We start from the raw sequence: 10,465 nt of genomic DNA, 5'->3' as shown, positions 1-10,465 counted from the left end.
GCACCCTGGCGAACTCGGCCCCCACCGGCCCGAGCTCGCGTACGTGCGTCAGCGCCAGGCAGCAGACGACCAGGTCGACGGCGTCGTCCGGCACCGGCAGCCGGTGCAGGTCGCCCTGGCGGAAGTCGCCCGGTGGCACCCGTTCGCGCGCCCTGGCGAGCATGTCGGGCGAGCTGTCCACGCCGATGACGCGGTGGCCGCGCCCGGCCAGGAACGCCGACATCCGGCCGGTCCCGCACGCCGCGTCCAGGGCGAGGCCGGCGGGCAGCGGGCCGACGATCTCGCCGATGAGGGGCTCGTCGAAGGCGAACGTCGAGTTGGGCCCGTCGTACGTGCGCGCCCAGACCTGGTAGCCCTCGACCGTGTCCAGCCATTCGGCCTCCACGCCCGCGTCCGCCAGCGACTCGTCGTCCAGCAGGCTGCGGATCTCGGCGATACGGGCGTCGGCGAACGCGCGGTCGTACACACCGTTGAAGGAGCGCAGCAGCGCGACGCCTTCGAGTCCGAGCAGGTAGGCCAGCGGGTTCTGGTGGATCATCGCGTCAGGCTAGCCAGGCGTCCGCCGCGTACGCCATCGGATTACCGGGACCCTATACGCTACGCGGGTAGCGGAAAGGGTGAGGCATGACGGAGACGCGGCGCGGGCGCCCGCGCAAGGCCGAGGTCGACGCCGAGGTGCTGCGGCTGGCCACCGAGCTGCTGCTGGAGCGCGGGTACGGCGGGCTGTCGACCGACGAGGTGGCCGAGCGGGCCGGGATCGCCAAGACGACGCTGTACCGGCGCTGGCCCACCAAGGACCACCTGGCCCTGGCCGTGGTGCGGCGGCTGCAGGACCACGACGAGATCACCGACACCGGCGACATCGAGCGCGACCTGGTCGACTACATGGAGAAGATCGCCGCCGGGCTCGACCGCATGCGGACGGCCGGCGGGGACCCCGGCCGCTCGGCCGGGACGGTGGCCGAGCTGGTGGCCGCCGGCGCCCGGCACGACGACGTCGGGGAGCTGGGGCGGGAGATGTACGCGCGCCGCAACGCGCTGGCCTGCCGGCTGATCGAGGGGGCCCGCGAGCGGGGGGCGCTGCGCGCCGACCTCGACCCCGCCGTGCTGCTCGAACAGCTGGCGGGGGCGCTGTACTACCGCGTGCTGATCACCGGCGAGCCCGTCGATCGAGCGTACGCGGAACGCCTGGTCGCCACGGCGCTGCGCGGCGCCCTGGCCTGACCGGCGGGTGCTTGACCGGCCGACCCTTTGACCGGCACGTGCTTGACCGGCCGGCCTCCCGTCGCCTGGACGGCCGTCGTTCGGTCGTAGGGCCGCTACTCGACGACGAGCTCGACCGGGATGTTGCCGCGGGTGGCGTTGGAGTAGGGGCAGACCTGGTGCGCGGCCTCCACCAGCGCGCGCCCGCTCTCGCCCTGAAGCTCGTCGGGCAGCTCCACGCGAAGGGTGACGGACAGGGCGAAGCCGCCCTGGCCGTTCGAGCCGAGGCCGACCTCGGCGGTGACCGACGCCTGCGACACGTCCCGCTCCATGCGCTTGGCGACCAGGCCGAGCGCGCTGGCGAAGCAGGCGGCGTAACCCGCGGCGAACAGCTGCTCCGGGTTGGTGCCCGCGCCCGTGCCGCCGAGCTCCTTCGGCGGGGCGAGCGTCACGTCCAGCAGGCCGTCGTTGGTGACGGCGCGGCCCTCGCGGCCGTTGGCGGTGGCGATGGCGGTGTAGAGCGCGCTCATGTCAGGCTCCCTAGTTCGGTTGCGTTCCATTTGATTGTGCACAACTCAATTGCCCGCTGTCAACCTCGGGTATGCTGGTGCTCATGAACCCGCTGCTGCTGGACACCCAGATCTGCTTCGCCGTGCACGCCACCTCCCGGGCGCTCGACGGCGTCTACCGGCGCGAGCTGACGGATCTGGGGCTGACCTATCCGCAGTACCTGGTGATGCTGGTGCTGTGGGAGCGGGAGCAGGTGACGGTCAAGGAGCTGGGCGCGGCGCTCCGGCTGGACTCGGGCACGCTGTCGCCGCTGCTCAAGCGGCTGGAGGCGGCCGGGTTCGTACGGCGTGAGCGCAGTGTGGCCGACGAGCGGTCGGTGGTGGTGCGGCTCACCGGGGAGGGCGACGCGCTGCGCGAGCCGGCCTCGCGGGTGCCGGCACGCATCCTGAAGGCGACCGGGCTGGAGCTGGAGGAGCTGGTCGAGCTGCGCGGCACGCTCGGCCGGATGACGCGCGCCCTCACCGAGGCCGCCTCTTAAATGGACTCGTACAGGTTGCCGTTGTCGCAGTGGGCCCAGGTGGCGAGCGGGACGAGCTCGCGGCTGCCGTCGTCGTTGTGGCAGTCGACGGTGCCCTCTTCGGCGGCGTGCAGGTCGAACAGCCCGAGGTGGTAGGCGGCGATCTCATATTCGTGCCGGGGTGGTGTCGTACGGCGTGTTCGGCGTCGCGCCGCATCACGGCGCCCTCGGCATCGCCGTACGTGACGGGGATGCCGGGTGCCGCCTTTCATGAATCCTGGAACTTGGGCATTGAGGGGATACCGGGGGCGTCCCCGAGGTTGCCCGGTCAGTCAGCTCGCGGGTACGGGTCTGTAGTCCAGGTGTGCGGGGGCGTTCAGGCGCGGGACGAGCAGGGTGCTGTGCGACTGCATGCCGGGGTGGTCGAGTTTGACCAGCGGCATGGTCTCGATCTCGGTGCCCGTGCTGGTGCCCGAGGCGGTGTGGATGAAGTACACCGGGTGCTCAGGCGGATAGAAGCCCAGCAGGTGGTCACGCAACTGGGTGATGGTGGAGCTGCCCGCGATGGTGCCGGTGGCGAGGTCGGGTCCCTGGCTGATGCCGAGAACCGGCGCCTGCGGCAGCAGGAGGTTGGCCTTGGTGTCCGGGGTGATGGCCAGGTCGAGGAAGACGGAGGCCTCCCAGACGGACAGGCCGTAGAAGGGATCCATGTTCAGGTCGGCCCAGATGCCGTCGAAGCAGGACACGGTCTTGGTGACGTGCACGCTGAGGCCGCGTCCGGGTGCCTGCTGCAGGATCTGGTGCGGGGTGGAGGCGCCGCACATGACGCTGCCGTAGGTGGCGAAGGCGACGGGAGGGGCGGTCGCGGCCGCGTCGAGGATGAGGCCGGTCCATTCCCGGTAGGTGAGGCGCCGGTCCTTGGCGGGCCCGTACAGCCGGCTGAGGTCCTCCATCGGGGGCAGGCCGAAGTCGGGGGCGTGGATGGGCGGGACGGCGAAGACGCGGGTACACCGCTTGAGAACGGCCAGCATTTCCAGGGTGAAGTCGTTGGGCAGTTGCATGCCGAACCCGACGAGGTAGATGTCGGCCTCGGGCACGCGCAGGTCCCACGGAACCGTGACGGCGGTGGTCGGGAAGGGGAGGGTGGGCTGCGGGTCGGTGGTCATCGTGGTCCTCACGCCTCGATCCAGGTACGGGTGGGGCTGATGGTGACGGGCATGACGTCGGTGACGTCGATGGTGTAGCGGTAGACGCGCTTGGCGCGCCGGCTGTTTCGGGGGTCGAAGAAGCGCAGCCTGACGTCGCAGACATCGCTGCCGAAGCGGCCGTACGGGCTTTCACTGACCTCGATGTCGTGCAGGGCCATGCCGTCCTGCAGCGCTTCGGCCAGGACGTCGCGGGCCTGGACGGCGTTGGTGGCGGCGAAGTTCAGCGCCCGCTCGCGCGGCGTGGAACCGAGGTTGCGCAGGTCGTGGTAGACGCGCTGGAGGAAGTCGGCGACTGCGTCCTGCAGGGCGTCGCCATGCGGGCCGCCCGGCCTGCCGAGGGCGCGGGCCAAGGCCGGCACCGACCAGGCGTACAGGCCGCGGCTGCCGGTGATCTCGAGGACCGGCAGCACCTGGCCCGACAGCAGTTGCACTGTACGGCCCGCCGGCATGCCCGGCACCGAGATCCTTTCGGCGAAGCCGTCCTCGCTCATGGGGGCGAGCTGCCGGGCGAGGAACTGAACCAGCAGAGTGTGCACCTCGGGTGCGTAGCCGCCCACCGGCTCGACGGCGTAGACAGGGGTCAGGTCGAGGTTCAGCGTCCAGATCAGCGCGTGCGCCTCGGACGGCTGCTGGTGCAGATAACCGATCATCTGGCGGGGGTCGTACGGGTTGGCCGGCACGCCGGCCCGTACGGGAGGCATGAGTTGCTTGAAGGTGTCGCGGCGGGCCTCGGTGCCGAAGTCGTAGCCGAGCGCGCCCAGCGCGTACACCGGTTGCCGGCTCGGCCGCGGGTCCGGCGGCCGGGCGGCGGAGGGCAGGACCTGGCCGCCGGTGAGCGCCCGGCTGGTGGCGGCGGGCAGGTCGAGTTTGCCGTCCAAGCAACGTTCGGGCCGGCCGTGGCTGTCGGAGGGACCGCACGGCCGGGCGGTCCTCAGCAGGGCCTGGCCCACCGCCAGCGGGTCCTTGCCCAGTCCGGCCTGCTGCCGGGCGCTGATGAGCAGGGCCGCGACTCCGGCCATCAGCGCGATCGAGATGCTGGTGCCCTTGTGGGGAGCGGTGCCGCCGTCGGGAGTGGCACCGAGCACGGCGTCGCCGGGCGCGACGATGCCGTGCCCGCGATAGGCCGTTCCCCAGTTGCTGAACTTGAACATCACGCCGTCGTTACGATGCGCGCCGACGACCAGGACTTGAGGCAGCACGGCCAGGGCGTTGCGGCATCGGCCCTCGTCGTTGCCGGCCCCGGCCACGACCAGCACGCCCGCTGCCGCGGCGGCCTCGATCGCGCGTTTGACTGGCCAGGCCACATCGTCGGAGATGGTGGGGTGCGCCACGCAGACCAGGATGACGTCCGCGCCGTGCTCCAGAAGAGTCTCGATTCCGCGAGCCACGTTGAGCGGATCGAGCAGCGTGGCCTCGTCGCGCGAGGTGGCGACGAACACGCCCCGGGCGGCGGGCGTGAGTCCCTCGACCGCCGTGCCGGGTTGCCCGAACAGCACGCTGGCGACATAAGTGCCGTGATCGACGGTGATGTCGATCGGTAGGGTCGGCGGCAGCCACCACGGTTCGATCACGGTGATGTCAGCGCCGGCCAGGCACGGATGAGACAGCTGCGGTGGCCCCTCCAGCACGCCGATGGTGACGCCGCGGCCGCCATTGGTGCGCTGTCGCAGCTCCTGGGCGCCTATCGCCTCGGCGGGCGACAGCGCGCCCGCCGAGGAGGAAGGGCCGGCCATGCCGGACACCGGGTCAGGCCTTCGGGGCGGCGCTGACGCGCAGCTCCTGGTAGGTGGACATGGAGAAGGCGGCGGGGTCGTTGTAGTTGGCGCCGTACCACAGCAGCGCCCGTCTGCGGACCTCGTCACGGGGGCTGTCGCCCTGGATGCCGACAGTAGTGTGCGGGATCACCAGGGTGGGGCGGCGCACCGGCGGCGCTTGTATGGGGAAGCTCATCAGCGGGCCTTCCTTCAGGCTTCCGGCCAGGAGCGGACCTCGCCCACAGTCACCGGCATGACGTCCTTGACATCGACGCTGAAGCGGTAGACGCGCTTGGCGCGCCGGCTGTTGTCGGGGTCGAAGAAGCGCAGCTTGACGTCCCAGGTGTCGCTGTCCGGCCGCCCGTAGGGGCTCTTCTCCACATCGATGTTCTGCAACGCCATGCCGCGTCCGAGCGCTTCGGCCAGGGTCTGGCGGGCCTGTACGGCGTTGGTGGCGGCGAAGTTCAGCGCCCGGTCGCGTGAGGCGGTACCGAAGTTTCGCAGGTCGTAGTAAATGCGCTGAAGGAAGTCGGCGACGGCGTCGCGCAGCCGGTCCGGCTCGCCGGCCTGGTTGTGCTGGTTGTGCTCCGGCACTCCGCAGTCGGTGACCGCGCGGGCCAGGCTGGTGACCGACCAGCCGTACAGGCCGCGGGTGAGCTCGACCTCCACCACCGGGACGTGCTGGCCGTTGAACAGCTTGGCGGTGCGGCCGCTCACCTGGCCGGGCACCGAGATCCGGTCGAGGAACTCCGCGTCGTCCTCGCTCCTGAGCTGCCGCTCCAGGAACTCGGTCAGCCGCTCGTAGATGCCGGGCCCGTAGCCGCCGACCGGCTCGATGGCGTAGATCGGCGTCAGGTCCAGGTTCAGCGTCCAGATCAGCGGGCGCGCCTCGGACGGGTTGGCGCGCAGGTAGTCCACCATCTGCCGGGGGTCGTACGGGTTGGCCGGCACGCTGGTGCCGTCGGCGTCGACCGGCGGCATGAGTTGCTTGAAGGTGTCGCGGCGGGCCTCGGTGCCGAAGTCGTAGGCCAGGCTGCCCAGCGCGAACACCTTGCCCAGGCTCTGCCCGGAGCAGCCGGCGTCGGCCGACGGCACGACCGCGCCCGCATCGGTGCTCACGGCCACCGCGGCGGCCGGGGAGGGCGCGGCGGCAGGCGTATCGGGACATTGGCAGGCGGCCGAGGACGGGCTCACCGACGCGGCGGGCGCCAGGGCGGGCACAGCGGAAAGGATCATGGCGTCCGCCTGGCTCGGGGTGTCCGTGGCGACGGACACGCTGTCGGTGATGGCCTCCGCAGGGGGGGCGTCGGTGGGGGCGATGTCGTTCCTCATGACGTTGACCGCTTTCGTAATGTTCAGTTTTCCGATCAGGAAACGTGTACAAGCCGCCGGTTCGCCCAGGTCGCAGCGATCGGCGCTGGTGAGCAGGAGGTCGGCGACCGCATGCGGATCGGGTCGCCGGCCGGCCTGCGCCTGCAGGCTGAGCAGCAGCGCGGCGACACCGGCCACGATGGGCGTGGCCAGGCTGGTACCGCTTCGCCGGGTGGTGCCTCCGCCGGGCACGGCCACCGTGATGTTCTCGCCTGGGGCCAGCACTCCCTGCCGCTGGCTGCCCGGTCCCCAGTTGCTCATCGCCAGCGGCCGACCCGCGTCATCCAGCGCGCCCACTGCCAGCACGCCAGGCAGCGTGGCCGGAACGTGATCACAGAAGCAGCCGTCGTTGCCGGCCGCCGCGACGATCAGCACGTTCTCGTCTTGGCAGCGTCGCACGGCGCGGACCAGCAGGTCGTCGGCCGCCTCTGGGGCGGTGAGCTGCCCTCCGCTGATATTGATCACATGAGCGCCCGCGTCCACAGCGGTCTCGATGCCGCGCGCCAGATCCAGCTGCGAGGTGGGCCGCCGGTCGGAAAAGACTGGGACGAGCACCCCGGCGCTCGCGGGCGCGACCCCTGGGATCCGGCCACGCCCGAACAGCACGCTCGCCACGGCCGTGCCGTGGGCCGCCTTGGCCCCGACCCCGTCGTGCGACGCGCCCTCGGGCAGGAACTCGCCGGCCACGCTCAGGTCCGCTTCGCGCAGCGTGGCGTGATCGTGGTCCACCGCACCGTCGAGGACCGCCACCCGTACACGCTCATCACCCCGGGTCAGCCGCCACAAGGCGGCCAGTCCGGCGATCTCCGGCACTTCACACAAGCTGACCTCCTGATGTGAGGCTCAGGACGCGGCCGGGCAGGGGTGCCGGCCCCCGGCGCTTTACCGCCGAGCTGCCGGCACCCGCCCGGACCGGGTGGTTACTCCTGGTCGTCTCCGGCGAAAATCAGGCCGTTGACCTGGCCGATGTACGACTGGCCCACCTCGGCCGTACCGTCGGCGGCGCACGCTGCCAGAGCACGGGTGACGGGGACGGACAGGACCGGGGCGAGGGAGTCCATCAGATTCGTTGACATGTGCTGACCTCCACTGCTGGTGGCGGGGCTGTCCCGCCATCGGGAATTGCCTCTCCGAGTATCTCCACCAGCAATAATCACTGTAAGTAGCTGTATAGCTACTCTCCGAGACTGACCGGGGTAGGGTCAACAAGAGCGGCGCCCTCTTGACATTCCTGGCGCCGTTAATTAAGTATGGCGACCCTCACACCAGGCGATCCGGGCCGCACCGGACGCCACCGGCGAACGGTCCCCGCAGTGCGCGACCGGGCCGGAGGATTGAGCAACGGAAACAAGCTTTCCGGACGATGGGGCCGCTCCATCTGCCGCCCCGGCGCGCTAGCAAACGGCAGCAAGAGAAAGCAGATGCCTCACCTGTCCGACGCTGACCGTAAGGCGTGGCGAGGCGGCTCGCGATACCTGTTGGCGGGCCGGGGCATGTTTGCCCCTGTCCCGAGCGCATCCCTCTTTCACTCGAAGTGTGCCCCGTGCTGCCGCCTATCGGATGATCAAGGAGTACGCGCCTGTCCGTAGGCTCATCACCAGCGGCGGCGTCACCCAGCTCTCCAGCGCGGACCTTGCGTATATGACCAGCAGGTTGCCAGGCAGCCGCCAGTCAAGACGAGCGCCGTAATACCCAGCCTCCAGCATCCGCGCAGACCCGAAACCGCTCCAGTCGGGCGAGCCGCTGTCCGCCGGTCATGCGGCACGCCTGAGCTGGTCGAGCACCGCGACCTCCACCTCGGGCGGTGTTTCCCACATGTTCTGCCATCCCCGGCACGGCACCGGCTCATCGAGCGGGCGTACGTCGGCCAGCAGCCAGTGCACCTGTCCTGGTTCCGCCCGAGGCGATGCCGCGTCCCGGACCACGCCCACGAGGTTGGCGACGGCGATGATGGCGCCGAACACGAACCGCTCGCCGGGCTCGACCGGGCCGGCCATCTGGTCTCCGTTGAGAGTCTCGATGACGCGGAGGTCCCAGGCCCCGGCCCGTCCTGGTGTTCTCCTGCATGGATGGCGATTTCGCCGCGGCGCTGGGTGGCGCGGGTGCGGTTCTCGACGGGCTTGAGGTTCGCGGCTATGGCTTGGGCCCAGAGATGCCACACGGTGACGGCTTTCACGCTGCCGCCTCCCAGCGTGCTGCCGTCCGCATCGTCTTGACGATGTTCTCCAGCGGCCGGGCGATGCCGAGATGATCTCCCGCGGCCGCCCACTCGCCGATGCCGTGAACGATCGCATCAGAGCTGCTGTCTCCAGGGGCGACGAGTTGATGCTGCTCCAGGTAGTTGATGAGGCGCCAGGCCGCATCCTCGGCGGCCTGGAAACGCCGGTCGTTGCGGTCCCGGGTCTCCTCTTGCCAGACGTCCGGCTCCAGGTCGCAGGCGACCGCGACGGCGCCCAGCGGGCATAACCTGCATGCTTCCTTGCGGGCGGCTTCGCTCGCAAACGTGACGTCCAAGGGGAATACCTGGTCCCGGCCGTAGCAGAAGTGGCGGATCCAGCCGTTGACTTCGAGGGTGTCCGCCGCCCGCTCCAGCACGGCTCCCTCGGGCATGCCGATCATCCGCTGCCGCCTTCCGTGAGCTCGTTCAGCGCCACCGCCCAGCAGGCGGCGGTGGAGCGGCCTCCATCGTCCTGGTCCTGCGCCATCATCGTCGGCAAGCTCTTGGCCCGGCCCGTCAAGCACTGGCCGGTCGGGGCCGATCCACCCGTCGGGGCCTTTCCGCCCGTTGGAGCCGATCCGCCCGTTGGAGCCGATCTGCCCAGCGGGGCCGATCTGAACGCGTACAAGGCGGGCGAACTAGGATCTTCCCGATGACGGTGAGCGAGGCGAGAAGGGCGACGGCGGCGGACGCCGCGGAGCTGGCCCGGCTCCGAGGTGTGCTGCTGACCTCCATGAACGGCGGCGAGGAGCTGCCCGCCAACGGCTGGCGGGAGGCGGTGGAGAAGACGCTCAGGCGACGGCTCGACGAGCCGGACCCGACGATGGCCGCGTTCGTCGTGGACTCGACCGGCGAGCCGGGAAGGCTGGCCGCGTGCGCGGTCGGCACCATCGACCTCCGGCTGGGCGGCCCCGGCAACCACAGCGGTGAGATGGGGTACGTGTTCAGCGTCGCGACCGATCCCGGACAGCGCAGGCGAGGATACAGCCGCGCGTGCGTGACGGCGCTGCTCGACTGGTACCGGGAGCGCGGGATCAAGGTCGTCGACCTGCGTGCCTCCGCCGAGGCGGAGCCGCTGTACCTGTCGCTGGGCTTCGCGCGCACGTCCGACCCGGCGATGCGGCTCAAGCTCTGACTCCTGGGCGGAGGTCGTCGCCCGGCCGCCTCGTCCGGGCCACTGGCACACGGGCGAAGGCGGGGCGACACTGACGACGTGGACATGGGCGCATACATGGGCGTGGACGGCGCGAACGACCACGGGCGGGCCGAGCGCCTGATCGCGCAGGGACGCGCGGCGCGGGAGCGCGCCGAGGAACGCCGCAGGGACGCCGAGACGAGCTGGCTCCGGTTGCAGGCCAGACAGGCCGAGGCGCACGAACAGCTGGAGCGCGTCCGGGCCGCCGGCAAGGACGCCGGCGCGGTGGGACGGTTCCTGCTGCCCTCCCTCGACTACGCCGACCGCAGCGGCGTGATCGTCGCGGGGCTGCGGGCCGCGCTCGAACTCACCTGCGGCGACAAGGGCAACGTGCAGCTGCTCGACCGCGCGGCGGGCGGGCTGACGATCGCCGCGCACCACGGGTTCGACCAGCCGTTCCTGGACTTCTTCGCGGTCGTCGCCGACGACTGCTCGGTGTGCGGCCGGGCCATGGCGGGCGCCGAGCCGGTCCCGGGGGGTGGCGTCGGG

The 10,465-nt window shown here is 70.9% G+C and carries 14 protein-coding genes; 4 read left to right on the top strand and 10 right to left on the bottom strand.

The annotated features are described in order from the left end of the window. The coding region (locus KME77_RS08015; RefSeq protein ID WP_219463519.1) for a class I SAM-dependent methyltransferase at positions 1-538 on the bottom strand (538 nt) is incomplete at its 3' end. A gap of 86 nt (positions 539-624) precedes the next feature. Between KME77_RS08015 and KME77_RS08010 the strand changes: the two genes are divergently transcribed. Next, positions 625-1,224, top strand: a complete 600-nt coding sequence (locus KME77_RS08010; protein ID WP_219463517.1) for a TetR/AcrR family transcriptional regulator — start codon at positions 625-627, stop codon at positions 1,222-1,224. Between the two features lie 95 nt (positions 1,225-1,319). Here the strand turns inward: KME77_RS08010 and KME77_RS08005 are convergent, their stop codons facing one another. Then, entirely contained in the window at positions 1,320-1,733 is a 414-nt protein-coding gene (locus KME77_RS08005) for an organic hydroperoxide resistance protein (RefSeq protein WP_219463515.1), read from the bottom strand. An 83-nt stretch (positions 1,734-1,816) separates the two neighbouring features. Here KME77_RS08005 and KME77_RS08000 point away from each other — a divergent pair, with 83 nt between their 5' ends. Next, positions 1,817-2,251, top strand: coding sequence for a MarR family winged helix-turn-helix transcriptional regulator (locus KME77_RS08000; RefSeq protein WP_246609403.1), 435 nt, complete (start codon positions 1,817-1,819; stop codon positions 2,249-2,251). On the opposite strand, the gene KME77_RS07995 is transcribed toward KME77_RS08000, so the two are convergent. From KME77_RS07995 to KME77_RS07960, 8 genes are all read right to left on the bottom strand, one after another. Then, on the bottom strand, positions 2,248-2,502 hold the full coding sequence (locus KME77_RS07995; protein WP_219463512.1) for a hypothetical protein: 255 nt from the start codon (positions 2,500-2,502) through the stop codon (positions 2,248-2,250). The two genes, KME77_RS08000 and KME77_RS07995, sit on opposite strands and share 4 nt — an antisense overlap. Positions 2,503-2,562: 60 nt before the next feature. Continuing rightward, positions 2,563-3,408: an SAM-dependent methyltransferase gene (locus KME77_RS07990; RefSeq protein WP_219463510.1), complete on the bottom strand. Its 846-nt coding sequence runs from the start codon at positions 3,406-3,408 to the stop codon at positions 2,563-2,565. Further along, entirely contained in the window at positions 3,405-5,171 is a 1,767-nt protein-coding gene (locus tag KME77_RS07985; RefSeq protein WP_219463507.1) for a cyanobactin maturation protease PatG family protein, read from the bottom strand. The genes KME77_RS07990 and KME77_RS07985 overlap by 4 nt, the downstream gene beginning before the upstream one ends. A 13-nt stretch (positions 5,172-5,184) precedes the next feature. Beyond that, positions 5,185-5,388 (bottom strand): cyanobactin biosynthesis system PatB/AcyB/McaB family protein, encoded by a 204-nt coding sequence (locus KME77_RS07980; protein WP_219463506.1) that lies wholly within the window; start codon positions 5,386-5,388, stop codon positions 5,185-5,187. A 14-nt stretch (positions 5,389-5,402) separates the two neighbouring features. After that, positions 5,403-7,376: a PatA/PatG family cyanobactin maturation protease gene (locus KME77_RS07975; protein WP_308250608.1), complete on the bottom strand. Its 1,974-nt coding sequence runs from the start codon at positions 7,374-7,376 to the stop codon at positions 5,403-5,405. A gap of 107 nt (positions 7,377-7,483) precedes the next feature. Beyond that, the gene (locus tag KME77_RS07970) at positions 7,484-7,639 is read right to left on the bottom strand and encodes a hypothetical protein (protein WP_219463504.1); all 156 of its coding nucleotides are present in this window, start codon (positions 7,637-7,639) and stop codon (positions 7,484-7,486) included. Between the two features lie 678 nt (positions 7,640-8,317). Next, positions 8,318-8,560 (bottom strand): hypothetical protein, encoded by a 243-nt coding sequence (locus KME77_RS07965; RefSeq protein ID WP_219463503.1) that lies wholly within the window; start codon positions 8,558-8,560, stop codon positions 8,318-8,320. Positions 8,561-8,735: 175 nt separating this feature from the next. After that, positions 8,736-9,182 (bottom strand): DUF6197 family protein, encoded by a 447-nt coding sequence (locus tag KME77_RS07960; RefSeq protein WP_219463502.1) that lies wholly within the window; start codon positions 9,180-9,182, stop codon positions 8,736-8,738. Between the two features lie 251 nt (positions 9,183-9,433). Here KME77_RS07960 and KME77_RS07955 point away from each other — a divergent pair, with 251 nt between their 5' ends. Next, entirely contained in the window at positions 9,434-9,916 is a 483-nt protein-coding gene (locus KME77_RS07955) for a GNAT family N-acetyltransferase (protein WP_219463501.1), read from the top strand. 78 nt (positions 9,917-9,994) lie between these two features. Continuing rightward, positions 9,995-10,465 (top strand): hypothetical protein (locus KME77_RS07950; RefSeq protein WP_219463500.1); only part of this gene is annotated, 471 nt, incomplete at its 3' end.

It is taken from the genome of Nonomuraea rhizosphaerae (assembly GCF_019396405.1).
Classification (GTDB): domain Bacteria; phylum Actinomycetota; class Actinomycetes; order Streptosporangiales; family Streptosporangiaceae; genus Nonomuraea; species Nonomuraea rhizosphaerae.
The sequence above is the reverse complement of the archived record's forward strand: the minus strand, read 5'-3'. Positions and strand labels throughout refer to the sequence as shown.

Coding starts and splice junctions, on each gene's coding strand:
- KME77_RS08010 (WP_219463517.1), top strand. CDS start 625: ATGACGGAGACGCGGCGCGGGCGCCCGCGCAAGGCCGAGGTCGACGCC.
- KME77_RS08005 (WP_219463515.1), bottom strand. CDS start 1,733: ATGAGCGCGCTCTACACCGCCATCGCCACCGCCAACGGCCGCGAGGGC.
- KME77_RS08000 (WP_246609403.1), top strand. CDS start 1,817: ATGAACCCGCTGCTGCTGGACACCCAGATCTGCTTCGCCGTGCACGCC.
- KME77_RS07995 (WP_219463512.1), bottom strand. CDS start 2,502: ATGAAAGGCGGCACCCGGCATCCCCGTCACGTACGGCGATGCCGAGGG.
- KME77_RS07985 (WP_219463507.1), bottom strand. CDS start 5,171: ATGGCCGGCCCTTCCTCCTCGGCGGGCGCGCTGTCGCCCGCCGAGGCG.
- KME77_RS07980 (WP_219463506.1), bottom strand. CDS start 5,388: ATGAGCTTCCCCATACAAGCGCCGCCGGTGCGCCGCCCCACCCTGGTG.
- KME77_RS07970 (WP_219463504.1), bottom strand. CDS start 7,639: ATGTCAACGAATCTGATGGACTCCCTCGCCCCGGTCCTGTCCGTCCCC.
- KME77_RS07965 (WP_219463503.1), bottom strand. CDS start 8,560: ATGGCCGGCCCGGTCGAGCCCGGCGAGCGGTTCGTGTTCGGCGCCATC.
- KME77_RS07960 (WP_219463502.1), bottom strand. CDS start 9,182: ATGATCGGCATGCCCGAGGGAGCCGTGCTGGAGCGGGCGGCGGACACC.
- KME77_RS07955 (WP_219463501.1), top strand. CDS start 9,434: ATGACGGTGAGCGAGGCGAGAAGGGCGACGGCGGCGGACGCCGCGGAG.